Annotated in this window: 9 protein-coding genes; 1 reads left to right on the top strand and 8 read right to left on the bottom strand. The window is 42.1% G+C overall.

Annotated features, from left to right (window positions below; genetic code table 11):
• Positions 1-45 precede the first annotated feature (45 nt).
• The 7 genes from MKY19_RS14570 to MKY19_RS14540 all read right to left on the bottom strand — a co-directional run bounded on the left by MKY19_RS14570 (position 46) and on the right by MKY19_RS14540 (position 17069).
• Positions 46-7059 (bottom strand): discoidin domain-containing protein, encoded by a 7014-nt coding sequence (locus MKY19_RS14570; RefSeq protein WP_339803900.1) that lies wholly within the window; start codon positions 7057-7059, stop codon positions 46-48.
• Positions 7060-7269: 210 nt separating this feature from the next.
• Complete coding sequence (locus MKY19_RS14565; RefSeq protein ID WP_339803897.1) at positions 7270-10338, bottom strand: glycoside hydrolase family 2 TIM barrel-domain containing protein; 3069 nt, start codon at positions 10336-10338, stop codon at positions 7270-7272.
• Between the two features lie 38 nt (positions 10339-10376).
• Positions 10377-11198, bottom strand: coding sequence for a carbohydrate ABC transporter permease (locus MKY19_RS14560; protein ID WP_076299057.1), 822 nt, complete (start codon positions 11196-11198; stop codon positions 10377-10379).
• Positions 11198-12106: a sugar ABC transporter permease gene (locus MKY19_RS14555; protein ID WP_076285839.1), complete on the bottom strand. Its 909-nt coding sequence runs from the start codon at positions 12104-12106 to the stop codon at positions 11198-11200. Before MKY19_RS14555 ends, MKY19_RS14560 begins: the two co-directional genes overlap by 1 nt.
• A gap of 132 nt (positions 12107-12238) precedes the next feature.
• Complete coding sequence (locus tag MKY19_RS14550; RefSeq protein WP_339803893.1) at positions 12239-13549, bottom strand: extracellular solute-binding protein; 1311 nt, start codon at positions 13547-13549, stop codon at positions 12239-12241.
• 185 nt (positions 13550-13734) lie between these two features.
• Positions 13735-15513 (bottom strand): sensor histidine kinase, encoded by a 1779-nt coding sequence (locus tag MKY19_RS14545; RefSeq protein WP_339803890.1) that lies wholly within the window; start codon positions 15511-15513, stop codon positions 13735-13737.
• Complete coding sequence (locus MKY19_RS14540) at positions 15510-17069, bottom strand: response regulator transcription factor (RefSeq protein WP_339803888.1); 1560 nt, start codon at positions 17067-17069, stop codon at positions 15510-15512. The genes MKY19_RS14545 and MKY19_RS14540 overlap by 4 nt, the downstream gene beginning before the upstream one ends.
• A gap of 389 nt (positions 17070-17458) precedes the next feature.
• On the opposite strand from MKY19_RS14540, the gene MKY19_RS14535 reads away from it, so the two are divergent.
• Positions 17459-17680, top strand: a complete 222-nt coding sequence (locus MKY19_RS14535; RefSeq protein WP_042188163.1) for a DUF3955 domain-containing protein — start codon at positions 17459-17461, stop codon at positions 17678-17680.
• Between the two features lie 103 nt (positions 17681-17783).
• Here the strand turns inward: MKY19_RS14535 and MKY19_RS14530 are convergent, their stop codons facing one another.
• Positions 17784-18677, bottom strand: a complete 894-nt coding sequence (locus MKY19_RS14530) for a hypothetical protein (RefSeq protein WP_042188161.1) — start codon at positions 18675-18677, stop codon at positions 17784-17786.
• Between the last annotated feature and the right edge of the window lie 289 nt (positions 18678-18966).

Here is an 18966-nt window from a genome sequence, read left to right as displayed (position 1 = left end):
GGTTCACAGTTAAGTGTGAGCCGAGCACAGTTTTCAAACATTTATCTAGTTCATAAACTTCAAGTATTGCAAAACTTGTTTGATCATCACCGCTGCCTCAGCACGTGTGGCTGCATCTTGTGGAGCAAAAGCTGTTTCTGTTTTGCCTTTGATTAATCCTTTGCTTGCTGCTTCTGTTACGGCTTGGGTAGCGTAACCAGAGATACTAGCTTGATCGGCAAATGGAGTGCGCAATTGAGCTTCTGCTCTATCATCTCCTTGAACGAGCTGAATAGTGTTCATGATCATCACGACCATTTGCTCTCTCGTAATCCGTGAATCCGGACTAAATTTACCTTCACCAACGCCTTGAACCAAACCAAGTTTCGCTGCTGTGTTCACATCCTGTGCATACCACGCAGTTGTATTAACATCTGCAAACACATTCGTTAACGACTCCGTCGATAACCCCAGTCCTCTTACCAGTAGTGCCGCAAATTGAGCACGCGAGACTTGACTAGCTGGCGCAAACGTCCGTTCCGTCATTCCGTTAATGATCAGCTTGGATGCCAGCGTCTCAACATCCTTTTGCGCCCAATGTCCAATCATATCATCGAATGCCTTCTTGTTCTGAACGATGGTGTATAGACCATTTGCATGTCCGAAGATCGAGACTTCAGTCTTGCCGTTCTTCACGGTGAACACCGATGGCACGAATCGTAGTTGTCCCGTAACCGGATCGAACATAACAGCGGTCGCAGTCGCTGGATCTTGAATAACGCCATCCATATTTATGAAACGTGTCATAAACGGATTTCCGAAACGTTGAAGCTCTTCTTCTTTATCATTCGATTTAAGAATGACTTTGTACGCGATGATGTCGCTTACTCGTTTCATTCCTTTTTCTACTATGGATTGTTCAAACTTCTGCTCATGCTGTGAAGTCACATTATCCATTCGAATGATTAAGGTTGCACCCGCAACTTTAGCTGCTTTCTCAAGTTCTTCACGATTAAGATTGGCAAGTGGAAGTTCATAACTGCCTAAATGGCTTCTAAGTGTTATGATTGTTTCCTTATTTGCTTTCAAGCTGTTGTACAAGACATCCAATGGCAAATTGACTGTATTCCATGAATTCATTCCCGGAATCTCGATGTCAAGATTAGGGGTTCCTGTAGTTTTGTTAAGAGCTTCTAACTTCTTCGCTAAAGCTTCCTTATCGATGTTAATGGTCAGGCTCGTTGTTCCGTTCTGTGCAGTTTCACTTTGTAGTTCTTTTCCTGCTGGAACATAACGATGTGGATCTTCTTTTGTAGGAGGGGTCGTTGGTGTAGGTGTAGGACTCGTTGATGTCGTTGGGTTGCCTGGATTTGTTCCTGGGCTTGGAGTAGGCTCTGGGCTGTCATTTTGACCGCTTATCATAATCTCTTTTATTCCGTAAACAGTGGTGTTATCAACGGATGTTGCAACGACTTTCACAACGCCGTTCTTCGCAGCCGTTAACAACCCATTTGTATTGATGATTGCTTTATCCGTTACAGTTTTTCCATCTGCTTCATAGACCGCCCACGTAACGGACTTATTCGTAGCATCAGCTGGTAGAACTTCCGCTTGTAACTGCAGAGTTCCTTTCTTCACTTCAATGGACGACGAAACGCTCGTGATTGAGATAGACTGTACTTTAACATGTTGATTCTTTGAAGCCTCTAATACTTGAATTGCTGAATTCAAATCATTTGTTGCTTGTTCTAACTCAGACTGTGTAGCTGAATCATTGTCATGCACTTGCTGTGCCTCCATGATCGAATCCATCAGTTTCTGTTTCGAACCTATTGGATACTGACCAACAGCCGTTCCTTCCACGACTAAATCATGAATGGCTCGTGCATCAGCGATTCGTGCGGCAAGTTGTGCTCTATTAACATCATCGCTTACGATCACATTCGCAACAGCTGGGATCACTGTGCCGTCTACCGCTCCACTTACGCTAAAGACACCCGCTTCGGCATACTGTGAAGGATCAATTACGTCCCATACAACTGATTTATTTTGGGTTGTTCCATCGCTGTATACAGCCGTTACAACTGTTGGCAGTACAGGTGGAGTTCCAATCACCGTAGCTACATTGACTGGCATGATATTTGTAATCACTGGTGCAGCTACAGGCTCCCATTTCGCATAGAGAGTAATATCATTTGCCGGAACCGTATCAACAGTAAAATCCCATACTGTATTCAAGGCTGCGTCTTGATACCAATTCACAAATTTAAATCCATCACGAGTCGGTTCTGTAGGCGCAGTAATTTTCGTACCGACTTCAACCCCATACAAGGAAGAAATCGAACTTCCTCCATTACTATTGAAGTTAATAGTCGTACCGGTCTTGAATAGAGAAGTATCCCACTCATCATGCCAACTTACCGCAATTCTGCGATTCTCGTTATCGAGTTCAATCGGAAGCCAAACATATCTGGAATCACTCAAATTACTCGGGTACCAGCGATCGGCCATAAAGATAAATTTATTCGGTACCAGAACACCATTACCATCCCGATAAGGCAGTACAAACGTGCTTTGGCTCCTGAAGGTATTTCTATTGTCATTAACCATAGGATTTCCTTTATTTTCCCACGGTCCAAACATTCCCTCAGTGGAGACGCGGTATTGGGCTTCGTTAGGATCCCAACCGGACAAACCGGACGTAATCATATAATAGACTCCGTCTTGCTTAAAGATCGTTGGTGCTTCTCTCCAATCTTTAAATGCTCTCACATAGTGAGTTCCTTCTAAGGATTCACCCTTCTCATTCTGGGCTGGACCAGTATAATCATCGTTCAACATCATGATTATGGTCGTAGCATTTTCTTCGGAAGAAAAAATCAAGTAGGCTTTGTCATCCGTCGCTTCATTACCATCGTCATCGACATACAAGGTCATATCCCGAAGCATTCCTTCATTGCCACCTTTATCACCTACATTTGGCAATCGGGATGTGCCGAGATATGTGAATGGTCCAGTCGGCGAATCGCTTACAGCAACACCACCTTCTGCTGTCCAATATTCGCCAGCAATCGGTCCGTCTTGATGCCACCACATCACATAATTGTTGTTCTTCTTGTTGTAGACGACTTTAGGACGCTCGACAACTTTATCCCAGTTGAAATCTTTATACATCTTTTGCTTCTCTTCATTCGAATAATTCGAATACAGCGCATTTAGCTCAGCGATTCGAGCTGGTGAATTATGTTTACTGAGCGTATTGTTTGGCGCTTTCATGTTACCTGTGTAATCTTCATCTTTACTTTTAATTTCTACTTTCCTATCCGGATCGTATGGAACCCCGCTATTCTTGTACGTTTCAGAATTTTCATCCAGATATAATGGCAGGTCATTTCCAGCCGGCACTACAGCTTCGCCAAGTTGAGGGTTATTGAAGACAGGCAATACGATGCCTTCATTTTGCCATTTGTACAAATCTTTGGACGAATATGCGTGAACTCCAGTAGGAAGATAACCTTCCGTCTTGTCTTCACCGTACCAGTAATATGTCTTATTCTTCTCGTTGTACAGAATGCCTCCGCCATGTGCTTGAATCGGTACGCCTTCCGTATCTAACCATACTTCACCACTCTTAATGGAGTTTCTGTTATTTACAGTCAAATAGAGATTGTATAAGTCTTTTATCTGTCTGGTGTATTGCGAAATGCTTTCTTCGGTTAAATCACTAAGATCACCGATCGTTGTAATTTGCTTTTCTATCGCAGCTTTCACTTTTGGACTAATGTCTGACAACGTACGCAATTGATCGATTGCTGCTTGTAGTTTACTAGTATCAAAAGTCGCTGTTTGTTTCTGACTAACTGCAATTTCTGCAGCGCTGAGTGTGTTACCGTCACCGCCAGTAGTTATAGCCTGAATGGCGATATACCGAGCTTCAACGGATTTGAACGTTGCGGATTGAACACTTGTGCTATAGTCATCAAAAGAGCCATTTGCTGCAAATTTGAAATTCTCGTCCAAATAAGCTTGCGTACCGACAGCGTCAGCAGGTAAATCCTTCAGGTTCGCATCGCTGTAATAGATTTTGAACTGTTTGATGCGACCATTCGCTTTGTCTAGTCTTGGTGTAACAAGCACCTTCCCAACGTCAGGAACGCTCTCTCCCAGATCTATAACGATATAATCGCCAGATTTGTATTTCCGTCCGTTCTTGTCCCAGTTAGATTCGTAGAAGGTAGAAATATCGTTATCCACCATTAGATTAGCAGGATTCGCGTGATAGGCTTCTGGTGTATAGAAAAGGCTCATTCCCTTAATATTTGGATTACTGTTTTGAATATTGGATATTTCAGTAAAGATACGGCTGGCAAATTTCGCGATCTCTTCTTGTGTCGCTGTTGCGCTATTTAGCAGAGTACTAGCTCGACTAAGGATCGCGTCGAGATTCTTGAAGTAAGACTCATCTTTCCCAGAATCTGTTTTGAACTTCTCTGCAGCTTGAATTGCGCTGTCTAAGCTGGAGAAATCCACTTTATATCCCTGCTTGTTAAAAATATTGATCTCTGCAGCCGATGCATATTGCTTACCTGCATCACTTCTCGATTCAAGTGCAGTAAATCTAACATATTTAGCACCCTGCGCATTAAAGGTTGCTGATTTCTCTGTCTTATCGGCATTCCAAGTTCCTTCTGCAACTACTTTGGTGAATTTATCACCATCGTCACTTACAGAAACTTCGAACTTAGTGACTACACCATTCCAGTCCACATCCTGTCGTGGCAAATATTGAAGTTTGTAAATACCGTTATATGCTTTACCTAGATTATAAGTAATGGAATGCGGGAGTGTTGAATATTCGTTGTTATATGCAGTATGCCATTTAGTCCAAATATCGCCATCAATAGTTTTCTCCGGCCCATCCTCAGATGCGGAATTGTCAGACGTTGCCGTCATCTGGCTTTGTGGGATAAGTCCTTGGCCTAAAACGCTATATTCTACGTTCAGTTTGTAAACGATTTGCGTGATCTCTTCCTGTGTTGCTAAAGTGTTCTTTTGAACAACTTTGGCTTCATCCACCAAATCTTGCAATTCCGATACATTTACATTTGCGTTATTAGCTGAGATATAGTCTTCTGCTCTAGAAATTGCATTAGCGAGTAAAGTCGTATCCACTGTGAAATTGGACTTTCTCATAATATTTATCTCTGCAGCCGATGCGTACTGCGCTCCAGACCCATTACTTTCATCTACCTTTAACCTTACAAGCTTCGCTTTTCGCGAAGAAAACGTTGCAGTTTTTTCAGATTTATCGTTCTTCCAGGTTCCTATCGCAACCGGTGTGAAGTTATCGCCATCCGAACTCACTTCGATGGTAAACTTCGTTACGATACCGTTCTCATCTTTATCTTGCCGAGGCAAATAGCTCAGCTTGTTGACATCATCATATTGCGCTCCAAGATCATAAGTAATCGAATGCGGTCCCGCATTATAAGGGTCCCATGACGTATGCCAATTCGTCCAATTATTCCCATCCAGTGTTCTTTCAGCTTCTTCACCAGACTGAGCACTACTCGCGGTTACCGTCATATCGCTCTGAGGAATAAGTAAGTTGCTTGTAAAGGAAGCTCCATCAATTACGAAAGTTGTAATAGATTTTGCGCCAACCTTCGCTTGCAGCATTTTATCCAAAACAGGAATTTTACCCTTTTGTACGACATTCTCTGTCGCGGAAGAAACATAAGGCGTTGCATCCCCAGTGACCGTATCAAACTGTGACAAATCTAAAGAAATATTTTGACTGGTTACGTTTGGATTTCTATATACAATATGAATTTTTTTAGTATTAGGATCAAAAGCGGCCAACGTGTTATCGTCGGTATCCTCTATGAAACGTGCACCCTGCGGAATAAATTTACTAAATTGCTGCATGGCGTAATACTTCTTCGTATACCACCATTCTTGCGTGTCGAAATCTGCATGAAGGAGACCCCAGTTCATGTTCTCCTTATCCTTTTGCATATTCTTCTCGCTTTCAAACGCTTGCCAAGTGATCCACGCCGTAGGTTCTAGCCAAGTAATGTCCGTCATAATTCTTTCTGCCAATGCTAGTGCTGGTTCGAAATCATCATGGTCGTGGGCAACCCCAGAAGGACCTAAATCCACTTCAGACATCCACAACGTCTTGTCTGCAGCTTTCGCGGCATCTCTGATCTCAGCTCGCTTTGAACCACCGTAGGAGTGGGTATTCATTTTACCAACATTAGCTTTAGTTGTCTCATCATAAGAGTTCCAGTTACTTACAAAGGTGTCCAGAATAGATTCATCCATGGCAGCTATTTGTACAGATTGTAGATTTGCTGCATCCAATTTAGCACGTGTCGTATTTATGATTTTCATTTGAGAACCAACATCCCAGTGGGAACCCTCTTGACCCCCACCGAATCCCCAGTAACTCGTACTAGGTTCATTCACTGGTGATAGATAATTGAAGTCAATATTCCAGTCATCTTTGAAATGCTTAACCACTTCTGTCAAATAATTAGCAAAGTTCTCGTACTCATCCGGCTTCAAGTTGTCTTTTCCCGAATCCCAGTGACCAGTCGTACTTCCGCTTTCCGTCATATAATACGGAGCAGAGTTCGAGAACGCTTCCAGAATGTTGGCACCTCGTTCTTTTGCCGCCTGCAGCCACCAACGCTGATTAGCATCTTGCGCCCAATCAAATACTCCAGGTGATGGCGAGAATCCGGGTACTTCCCCTCCTTGGCGCATCGTATTGTAGTCAGGATTCTCTCCGCCGCCTATATTATATCTAGCAATATTAAAATTCAATCTGTCTGGAGAATATAGTGAATCAGCCATTGCATTTTTGACTTTATCGTTCCAACCACCAGTGATATTACCAAACCAGGCAAGTGAGGTTCCCCACCCCTCCCAAGATTGCTTCATATGGTTTGGATCTAATTTAATCGTAGTATTCGCTGCATCTACCTTCTGACCTGTTAAACCCATAAACATAGGTACGACTAAAGAAATAGAAAGAAAAGACATGGTCAACCTTCGTTTAACTGTAGTAATCATCCAGATTACCCCCTTCTCATAAAAATAATCATAGAAACCACTTCTTTACTATCTTCCGATCAACATTGCAAACTATTTTTTAGATTACAAACACCTCCTCCATAAAATGTAAACGATTACAAATATGTATAAACCAACTATTCAATCATTCACAAATAGGATTTGGTTGCCCCAACCTTATCCATTGAGGCAACTGCTATCCGTCTCTAATTATGCTCTGCGAATTGTAAATTCAAAATCCAAATCTATTGATGGATCAATTAAATATTCATCAAGAACTGGTGCTCCCCAGCTGTCATCACCGCCAACGCCCATTTGACGACCGGCAATCGTAACAACGGTATGATGAATGTTCGGCAGCTCATAATGATGCGTCGCATTCTCCAGCTCCATTGCGGAATATGGCGATATGTTGGCTTCAACAGGGGCTGAGACTGGTGAGGATATTATAATCCCTTGACCAAGATCGTTGGTTACGGATACTTCACGCACACCTGTACGGTTGCCTGATTCCTGCGGTACCAAATAGGACGATACATTGTCCACCGCATGATTCTGAAAGCGACACAATCTCGCGCCAAACGAACGGTCAATATAATTTTCTTCTGGCCCATTCGCATACCAATTCAGCTGGTAATAATCCGCTGGCACCTTGAAGGTTAAAGCGAAAAGGGGAAACTTCGGTAAACCCGGCTCTCCATGGTAGCTTGATTTTACCTTTATGCTCCCATCGGAGAACACCGTGTAAGTTACACTTACTCGTACTCCTTCTGACACACTCAGTTTATACACGTAAGTCACAGTAGCTCGGTCCTCTTCTTCCATAAGCTCGAAGTTTAAGGTTCTTCGGCTCAAGCTTGCAGCATACCAAGTGGAAGAGTCGAAATGCATTCCCGCCCCCTTGTCGTTGTCTGTCATCGCTCTCCAGAAGAGCGGTGCCGGCGGCGAAGAGATCATTTCCCTTCCTGAATATTTGACGGATATTAGTGTACCAGCCTGCTTCGAGAACATTACAGAGAAGTCACGACCGTGAACGCCAATATTTACATCCCCTTCAACTACGCGAAAATCATTTACATTAGTGCTTACCTTAGGCTGTGTTGTAACCTCATCTTCTGACTTGTTCTCCACTTGAAATACATACTGTCCAAAAGCGATTTCATAACCAGCGCTTGCCCATAACGAATCTTCTTTGAGCACAAGAGAAACATCTAAACTATACTCACCAGACAGGTTAGTCTCTGGTAAATCAAGTTCTACATATCTTTCTTCTCCGGGTTTAACCTGGGCGAATACAATGCCATGATGGAATTCCTTGCCCTCATAATTCAGACAATAGTTCAATTTATAAGCATCCAAGCCAACAAATAAGTTCTCATTTCTGATGATAACCCCATAGCAATCAGGGGAAAGTTTGACGTTCTGATATAGAAATTTCACTTCCTGCATTTTCGGAGACCATCTGCGATCCGCATACACAATTCCGTTTCCTGAGAAGTTGTAATCGGTTGAACGGTCATCGAAGTCTCCACCATAAGCCATATAAGGTTTGCCATATCGATCATTTTTTACGATGACCTGATCCATGAAATCCCAGATAAATCCACCTTGATACATTGGATACTTCTGCTCTAGCTCTGTGTATTTATGCAATCCTCCAACGGAATTCCCCATCGCATGCATGTATTCGCAGCTAATATATGGCTTTAATGGATTTTCTTTTAGATACATTTCGATATCTGCTGCTTTCGCATACATCCGGCTTTCCATATCACTCGCATCATCATAATCCCGGTTATGGAACACCCCTTCGTAATGAACCAGACGCGTAGAATCCTTCTCACGAAAATAATTCGCAACGTTCCGAATGACTTCTCCGGCAAAAGACTCGTTGCCACAGGACCAAATCAGAATCGATGGATGGTTCTTGTCTCTCTCCACCATGGAAATCGCACGATCCATTACGATATCCTGCCATTCAGGCTTACTGCCCGGTATGTTCCAAGACGGTTCTACAACACCCATTTTTTGCCATGATCCATGCGATTCTAAATTCATCTCGTCAATAACATACACACCGTACTCATCACACAGCTCATACCAGAGTGTTTCATTCGGATAGTGCGACGTCCGTACAGCGTTGATATTCGCCTGTTTCAAAGTCTTTATATCCCATTGCATATCTTCTTTCGTAATACTGCGTCCGAAGCGCGAATTAAACTCGTGCCGGTTGACACCTTTGAATACAATACGTTTACCATTTAAGTACATAATCTTATCGATCATCTCGAATTTTCGAAATCCAACCTTTTGCGGCACAACTTCCACAAGATCCCCGGATGCGTTGAAGACAGATACGTAAAGGGTATACAAATTAGGATCTTCTGCGCTCCACAGATGAACCTTTGATGCCTCAACCGTAAGCGAAACGGAATCTCCTGAAATTCCAGTCTCGCTACGAACTACAAGATTACATGCCTTATCCTTAAGTTCAAGGACCACTTTCGAAGCAGGCTTACCCATCAACTGCAATACAGCCGTTAGCGTTCCCTGCTCAAACTTCTCATCCAGATCGGTCTGAACGTGGAGATCCCTCACGTGAACATCAGGCACAGTATATAGATACACATCGCGAAAGATTCCGGAGAAGCGCCAGAAATCCTGATCCTCCAACCAACTTCCGGTACTGCGCTGATAGACCTCAACCGCCAGCTTATTCTCACCTGCCGTCAAGTACGGTGTCAGATCAAATTCACTCGGCGTAAAGCTATCCTCGCTATAGCCAACAAACTCCCCATTTAGCCAGATATAAAAAGCGGATTCAACTCCCTGAAAAGAGATATACAGTGGACGTTGCTCCCAGCCTAAAGGCACTTCAAAATATTTAACATAGCTGCCTACAGGATTGTGATCCTCAGATATCATTGGAGGTCTAAGATGCTCATGACCATCCCATGGATACATCGTATTCACGTACTGAGGCTGCCCAAAACCCTGAAGCTGGATATGTCCAGGAACCTCAATATCATCCCACCCTCTACAGGACACGTTCTCCTTATAAAAATGCGCCTGTCGTTCCATAGCGTTGTGGGCGTAGCTAAATTTCCAGCTTCCGTTCAGGCTATGGCGCCAACGCATATCTCCAAGCCCTTCAGCCTCAAATTTCGTCTCGTAATACCGATGATCGGAGTGCGCATGTATTCTGCCTACTGCATAAATGGAAGGGTCTGACAACCATTCCAGGCTTGGAGTGACGCCCCGTTCAACCTGCTGCTTCATCTAATTTTCCTCCTTCTGCTATTAAAATGATCGCTTTCTTATTTAACTGAACCCGTCATACCAGCCACAAATTGCTTTTGCATCATGAAGAATACAAGTGCAGTCGGCAGAGTCGTAATGACAATCGCGGACATAATCAGACCATAGTCAGGCGCATAACCCGATCCAAGATTCGATATTAGCAATGGCACGGTCATATTTTCTGGTGATTGCAATACGATCAAAGGCCATAAATAGTTGTTCCAGCTGTTAAGGAAGGTGATAATCGCCGCGGCAGCATAAGTTGATTTCATCGTTGGCATATATATGCGGAAGAATAAACCAAATTCCGAAAGACCATCGATGCGACCGGCTTCCATCATTTCTTTAGGAAACATTTTTGTGTTTTGACGGAAGAAGAAAATTAAGAATGCTGTTGTAAATGTCGGCATAATAACTGCTGCTGCCGTATCGATACCAAGGAACGGCACAACACTCGATACTTTGGCAAACATTTGAAATAGAGGTACCATGATTGCCGCGAACGGAATCATCATAGAGGCTAGTAAGATATTAAATACGATATCTTTACCACGGCTGCGGTACATTTCAAAACCATATCCAGCCGCTGATGCTACCAATAGTGAAAGTAAAGTAGTAACAACAGAGATTTTTGCAGAGTTCCAAAGAGCTTGCCACATATCTACGGAATTGAACAGATTGTCAATATTTTTAAAGAGATGCGCACCTGGTAGTAATGTCCCTTTAGTTACATCAACCGACTGATTCGTGGCACTAATAACCATCCAGATAAATGGAAAGATAGAGATCAGCGCAGCGATGACTAGAAACAGGTAAGTAAACATGCGTTTAGTTTTCATTATCTCTTGTCTCCTCCTACTTTGTTCTGAATCAGCGTCAGAATGAGTACCATTACAACAATCGAGTAGGAGACGGTTGCAGCGTATCCAAAGTCAGGTGTGTATTCAAAGGAAAGGTTGTAAATATATTGGGAAATCGACATGGTTGCATTGCCGGGTCCACCTTTCGTGATGTTAACCACCTCATCAAACAACTGAAGTGTTCCAATGGTCGATGTTATCGTCGTAAACAAGATAATCGGTTTCAGTAGAGGAATTGTGATTTTGAAAAATTGAGTAAATGCACTAGCGCCATCTATGTGAGCAGCTTCATATATAGATTTGTCTACATTTTGCAGGGATGATAAATAGAAAATCATATTATAGCCAGTAAAGCGCCAGGTGATAGCAATGATGATCGTAACTTTGGCCCAGAAGGGGTCAGTAATCCATTGAATCGGTTCGCTGATTAGATGAAGATTCACCAGAAATTTGTTAATGATCCCTTCGGCTCCAAACATGTACTTGAAAACAACGGAATACGCTACAAGTGAGGTTACCGTCGGCAGAAATATAGCCGTTCTGAAAAAACCCTTAAATTTCAGTCTATCGTCATTTAGCAGGACGGCGATAAAGAGCGCCAGTACCAGCATGACTGGAACCTGAATAATCAAATAAATAAATGTATTTTTGACGGCAGTAAGAAAAGTAGTATCGCTAAACAATCGAATATAGTTATCTAGTCCGGTAAACTGAAGATTGTTGCCTCTACCCGTCTTAAAGGATAGAATTAACGCTTGGATCATTGGATAAAAATAGAAAATACTGATCATAATGACCGGCACAAGGACGAATAACCAACCCGTCAGACGGATCTGCCGTGACCCTTTAGAGCTCTTATGTTTTTGCGGGCTTAGCCCTGTCTTTATAGTTTCCACTCCACTCCGCACCCTTCTGTCTTATATATTAGAGATGAAAGCCCCTGCTACCTATCCTTCTGTATAAATCCAATTTACAGGAGAAGAAGGAGCAAGGGCATCGGTTGTACAGCCTAAGTGCGATTAGCGAATTTGAGTATCCGCTTGCTTCTGCGCATCTTTCAGAACAGTGTCTACATCTTTGCCACCTAGATAAGATTGTACTGCTACAACCATAATGTCCTCGATTGCGTAAGTGTTCATGCCATAGTTGACGTTAGGAATTTGCTCGGTCCATGCTGCAAAGTCTGATACGACCTTTTGGCCTTTGAAAAATTCATCCGCAGCTGAGTAAGCTTCACCGCTCGCCGCAGCTTTCAAGGTGCCGATAACACCAACTTTTGTATTCAACGTCTGATACAGTTCAGCATCAGAAGCAAAAGTCTTAGATAGGAACTCAGCTGCTGCTTCTTTACCATCTACATTCATTACGTACCAGGAACTACCTCCAAGGTTGGAAGCGTGAACAGAGCCTTCTGTTCCTCCTAACTTAGGTAGTGGAGCTACTGCCCATTTACCAGATTGAGAAGCTTCTGCTTTAATCGAAGGTGTAATCCAGTTACCTGTAGGTACACTAGCCACTTCACCACCATTGAATGCACCTACAAACTGACTCCAGTCTGAAATTACTTTTACGATCCCGGAATCCATCATTTCTTTGTACATCACAAGTGCCTCTTTCAAAGCAGGGTTGCTTTCTATAGTCGGAGTCTGACCATCATCTCCGGTATACCATGCGCCCGCCGATTGGATCATCACTCGGATAAGACCAAGGTCGTTCGGATCAAGTGTTAGCATGCTTTTGCCGGTTTTCTCTTTTACAGCTTTACCGATCTCGATATATTGCTTCCAGTCGATATCCTGTAATGCATCCAGGCTGTAGCCTGCTTGCTCGAGATAGTCTGTCCGTACATACATTCCAGTTACGCCAGAGTCAAACGGAACACCGTATTGTTTGCCGTCAACACTGGTAGGGCCAATCTTATAATCCGCAAAGTCAGCAGCCTTTACAACATCCGTCAATTCATAAAAAGAATCTGGATATGCTTGTAAGAAGCTCTGTGCACGATAATCTTCGATCAACACAATGTTAGGCAGACCCTTCGTGGAACCAGAGTTTAGCCCCGTATTCAGCTTTTGAACGATATCAGCTTGCGCGTTCTCAACGACGTTAACCGTTACGTCCGGATTAACTTTCGCATAAGCATCTTTGGCAACATTCATAGCGGCAATGTTAAACGCCGGGTCCCAAGCCCAAACTGTAATCTCTTTTGGCTTGCTGCTACCTTCGGCACCGGAGTTACCAGAGTTGCTCGTTTCATTTTTCGTTCCACCTGTGGAACATGCCGACAGTAGAACCACACTAGCTAGCATTACGGATAATAATTTTTTCACTACGTAAACCCCCTTGATAGTCTGAAAAATAATAAAGATGGAAGCGTTTTCTCTTCTACGCCTCCATCTTATCATTTTGTATTCGTTTTCTTTGGCAGTATCTTTGTTAGCTTTGGTGATATTATTGGGTCCTATTTTGATTCTAATATCGACTCTGGTACTATTTTTAGATTCATGTAAAATTTTTAGTTTTTTAACAATGGAAGCGTAACAACGATTTGTGTACCTTCATTCCGTTTGCTTGTAATATTAATCCCGTATCTCTCACCGTATAACAATTTGATTCTATCATCCACATTCCGTATACCGATCCCGGAGAACAGTTGGCGTTTGTGCTTCGAAGCTGGTAGCTGCTCCTCTTCCAGCAAATTCGGGTCAAGATCCATTCCATCACCGTTATCTACAACTTCACATACTAGTTGCTCTTCCTGTACGGAAATCATGATGAGAATTCTTCCCTCATCTTTAAGGTTGAATGCATGAAAGAATGCATTTTCGATAAAAGGTTGAAGAATTAGCTTCGGCATATGATAATCCAAGCTCTCTGGCTCCACAAAGTAATTCACACGAATCTTCTCGCCATATCTCACGTGATTGATATACACATAATGCTTCAACGACTCCAATTCTTGACTAACAGGAATAGTAGAATGAACATCGCTTACTGTATTTTGCAGGAGTGAGATTAGTGAATTTATCGTTCCAGCTGCTTTTTCCTTATTGCCCTGCTGCACCAGAAATTTGATAGAAGCCAGCGTATTATATAAAAAATGTGGGTTAATCTGCATTTGGAGTGCCGCCAGCTCCGCATTACGTTGTTGCTTCTGAGTCTCCATCAGCTTATCAACATAATCATGAAGTGAATCAAGCATAAAATTGAAGGCGTTACCTAACTCCTTAACTTCATAACTACTATTAGTGACATCTACATGATTATCGAAATCACCTGTAGGAATACTCGACATCTGTTTAACGAGTACACGTAAGGACTTCGTCATTTTTCGGGTAATCAAAAAAACAATAATGAGCGATATTGCCACGATAGCCATGATTGTCAGTGTCACCGCTTTGGCATTCACCATCTGTCCGGTCACGGCGTTCTTATCTATCAGGTTCACCATGTAAAAATCAAATTCAGGTAAGTATTCCGAGAAAACAATTCGTTCATTCCCCATCACATAGGTAGAATCGCCATCTTTACCTCCATCCTCTACTTCTTGCAGCAGCTTTTTATCGCGGAGCCCAATCATTTCTGTCTTGCTGCTGGATACAATTAATCCCTTCTTATTCAGCAACACGACGTCATTACCCTCACTCGTAAAGTTAGCGTAAAAGGGCTTGAAATCTCGATCACGAATGGCTACGTACATGGTGCCATAAATTCTTCCGGTTGAATGATCAAATAAAGCTTTGGAAGCTACCAGCATAGGCTCTTTCACGTTCTCTTTATTTTCCCTTAGATCGAGCTGGTACAGGATTTGATCAGGATGGGATATGGTTTCCTTCGTTATTGGGTGAGCCATTAGTTCATCTGCAGAAATGTCCCAATACCAAGGATCTGTTGAATAACTCCTGCCATTTACACCCACGATCATGATACCAACATCAACGGCGCTGAGGTTAGAGCGGATTGCCCGCATGCCCTCTGTCATGTGATATGTTTTGATCGCAAGATTCACTGCATCCGTCTCTCCGCTAGATAAATAATTCCGGATAGCTTCATTTTGAGCCATCATAGTAGCACCGGTAGCAATAATGTTGTTATACGATTCCAGGTTTGACTTCATCTGATTCAGCAGTTTGCCGTTTGTAATACTAAAGGTCTGTAAAAATAATTTCTCCGACATACTAATTGTAATAGCCAGCGTCAAGAGTGATACAGTTACGATGCTAATTAGGGTCACGAGAAACAGCTTGAGGAATAAGCCCTGCTTTCTAATATTGTTAATGAAATTTCCAATCATGGCTGGTCTACGTCCCGTCTCCGGTACCGGCTTGGAGAAATGCCAGTCTGCTTTTTAAATACCTTGGTGAAATAACTCTGATCTGAATAACCCACGCTTGCGCTGATATCAGAAATTGATTTTTCCGTTGTCTCGAGCAGTTCCATAGCTTTTTCCAACCGGACTTTGTTCAGGTACTCACTAAACCCTTCGCCATTGTGTGCAGTAAAGTAGCTCGATAAATAAGAAGCATTGAAATGAAACTGTCTAGCTACCCCTGTTAATGTGATTGGATCTGCATAATGATTCTGAATATATTCGAGTAGCTTCGTCATATTGGGGTTAACCGATGAATTCGTCTCACCAATAGTTCGCTCCACTTCACGAATGAATGCTTCGGTAACTGCAATAGCATCACTTGCATACATCGCTTCATCTATTTTTCGGAAGTAGTCGTATTTGGTCTCCTCCAGACCTCCGATCTCACACTTCATTTTTCCAAGCGTGGTCGCTACGTTAAATATAAAGTTGCCCAATAGCGATTTAAATTCGAAAATATCAATGCGATAATCCATTGAACGCAGATGGACATATTCAAGAAACTCTGTAAATGCCTTCTGGAATTGCTTACGTCTCAACTGGTCCATTAATTCTCCCATATCAATTTCCTGATATGCTCCCGGAAGACCCGGCAAATGATCATTCTCAATCAGACTTCGTTCTGGCAAGTAGAAACTGTATCGTGTAAGCTTCAAGTAATTGTCTCGATAAATCTCACCAAGTCTCTCAAAGTGCGCGAAGCTCTGACTGATAATAAAATGTGTTTCTTTCACACGATGTTCTATTTCTGAGATCAGAAAACGGAGTTCAATCACAAGCTCGTCCCAATGTTCTGGATTAACGTTAAGCAAATAAATGACCGAGTCGTTAACAAACTTTAACCGAATAAACACAACATCGTCCAATGCTAACTTTTGAATTCCTCTTTCGATTTCATTTGCGAACGTTAACTTATCACCAGAATCTTTAATATGCTTCATATCTGCTCCGAAAAATGCGAATTGTGCGTGTGGAAACTTGGAATGAAGCAAAGCAGGTTCTAGCACTGACTCATAACCCGTCATGAGCTTCTCGATCGCGAACAAAAGCTGCTTTTCCTCTGGATCGGCCCCTGAGTCGCTTATCTTCATCCCTGCCATCTTAGCTGTAGTTTTATTTAGGATGGACAACAGATAATCGGCTTCCAGTTTCGGCTTAAGGATGTAATCCGCTACCCCACTCTGAAATGTGGAACGGACATAATCGTATTCACTGAAGCTGCTTAAGACGATTACTTCAATGTGTGGGTACTTCTCCTTAACGATCTTGACTAGCTTCTCCCCGCCCATTATTGGCATTACGATATCCGTAATAATAATATGAGGATTCAGCTCATCCATCATACTCAGTGCTTCAACACCGTTAGAGGCCTCTCCGACGATTCGATACCCTTCTTGTTCCCAATCCAAAAGATGTTTAATTCCCTGTCTAACCAGCATCTCGTCATCCACAATCATAATCTTAAATATTGGTTTCATATCTGCCCCCTTGCAGCTGTTCAACCTGTTATTATGTTCATTCACTGATTGAACAAATTTAAAAAGTCATACAAATGATCAGAACGTCGTTCCTCCATACTATCGAAGCATTCGATGTAACCGTTTTCTATTTATCTGTTACAGTTCAATCCTTCCGACTTGGAGCGACCTTCTATACAAATAAAGCCTTGAGACTTACTTAAATTTGTTTAAACCAAATAATAGTCCTCACCAGCAATTATGGTCAAGTCCCCATTTTCAAATCCAATTCCTAGCACAAGTTAATTCATTTGATTTACAATAATGATATATCGAATTACAATAAATTAATGTTGATTCGCGAGTGTTTTTTGTGTATTATATGGTTATCAAGCAAAGGAGAATGTCATATGAAAAAGAAATATCTATTAGCCGCTTCACCATTATTATTAAGCATCATCAGTTTAATGATCTCACGTATGGTGGGTTCAAGCGTGGGATCGGATGGAATCTTGCATGAGCCGGCTTTCTTCTTAATTCCGCTTAGTTACCTATTTTTTTTCTGCAGTATTGTAGCATTTCTATTCGTAGGTCTCGGGTCAGTCCTCAATAATAGAAAAAAGATTTCGTAATAGCGTTGTGTGGGGACATTAACTTTCATAGCAAAAAGAAAGAAGCCGCAATCTATCGCGGCTTCTTCTGTGTTGGATGTTCATTTTAAATTTGACATGAACTCTATAAACTCAATTTCTGCTGGAGTAAGACTACCAGCTCTTCAGCTGTATCCCAAACGATTGGACGGATATTCTTCACTTGTACGAAAAGATCATTAGCATCGCTGCTGTTCACAGTCCAAATCACTGGAATGTTCAACCCGAGCGCATATCCTGCAGTAAAATACACTTCAGGGGATTGGCCGGTTAAATCAGCGATAATCAGTTTACTCTCCTCTATAAGCTCTAAGGAATACGGTTCACGGTTATGCATTGAAGTATGCCTTAGTAACCGTGGTATATAACCAAACTGCTCGATTTTAGGAAGCAGCTTATCCACCCACTCCGTGTGCAAATCCTCTGCATCTGACAATAGAACGATACAGGGTTTTAATTTTTTGCCTCCTGCGATTGCGGCAGCTTCATTCCATCCCTTATCCGTCAGCTTAAAGGTCATGCCTTCCCTGATCATAAACTGCTCGTTAATCAGCTTATCTATGATATATACCAGTTCTTGCAGATTAGGCGAATACGTTAGGTTATAGCTACTGGAGAGTGGCTGAATAACAACGGATTCCCCAGGGGCTTCAGAATGTCTGTATAAGTATTGCAGTAAACGGTTTCCTTTATCTTCAATCGTCACTGGAATTTTCGAGGAGTTTACAATGGATTCTAAATCGTCGGCCGATAGACTGACCTTTTCTCCGCGATCTGTCAGCTCCCGTATATAAGCCGATATCACATGAAACATATCGCGTTTCTTTGGATGCGCGAGAGAGTTTATAGGCTCATAGCTGTCTCTCAATAAGTTATAGAACCCGTCAGGAGAACAATTACAGCCTAAAAATCTATCGTAATCACCTTCCGATGTAATGGATACCATCTCATCACAGAACAAGCAGTATTTCTTAATCATTACAACTCATCACCTCTTATTCATTGATATCCCCTTACCTTACCAAGAATATCTTAAAAAGTAGACAAGAAGATATTTCCTTTAGCACTGAACATAGAAGTGAAATATCAGGAATGTCCACAAAAAGACACTGACTTGTATCCGTGTCTTTTTATGGTCCGATGAGTATTTTTGGTTTTTGAAGTGCTCATTTAAAGCTGTTGATAGTATTATTTTTATATAAATAGAGAAAAAAATCATATTGACTCATTATTTGATATTAAAGTATATTCTTAGCAAATGAACCATT

The sequence above is a fragment of the Paenibacillus sp. FSL R5-0744 genome, from assembly GCF_037972555.1.
Lineage (GTDB): Bacteria > Bacillota > Bacilli > Paenibacillales > Paenibacillaceae > Paenibacillus_AQ.
The sequence above is the reverse complement of the archived record's forward strand: the minus strand, read 5'-3'. Positions and strand labels throughout refer to the sequence as shown.

What these genes read in the sequence shown, in the direction of transcription:
- MKY19_RS14545 (WP_339803890.1), bottom strand. Translation starts at nt 15,513, where the DNA reads ATGATTGGAAATTTCATTAACAATATTAGAAAGCAGGGCTTATTCCTC.
- MKY19_RS14570 (WP_339803900.1), bottom strand. Translation starts at nt 7,059, where the DNA reads ATGATTACTACAGTTAAACGAAGGTTGACCATGTCTTTTCTTTCTATT.
- MKY19_RS14530 (WP_042188161.1), bottom strand. Translation starts at nt 18,677, where the DNA reads ATGATTAAGAAATACTGCTTGTTCTGTGATGAGATGGTATCCATTACA.
- MKY19_RS14535 (WP_042188163.1), top strand. Translation starts at nt 17,459, where the DNA reads ATGAAAAAGAAATATCTATTAGCCGCTTCACCATTATTATTAAGCATC.
- MKY19_RS14565 (WP_339803897.1), bottom strand. Translation starts at nt 10,338, where the DNA reads ATGAAGCAGCAGGTTGAACGGGGCGTCACTCCAAGCCTGGAATGGTTG.
- MKY19_RS14560 (WP_076299057.1), bottom strand. Translation starts at nt 11,198, where the DNA reads ATGAAAACTAAACGCATGTTTACTTACCTGTTTCTAGTCATCGCTGCG.
- MKY19_RS14540 (WP_339803888.1), bottom strand. Translation starts at nt 17,069, where the DNA reads ATGAAACCAATATTTAAGATTATGATTGTGGATGACGAGATGCTGGTT.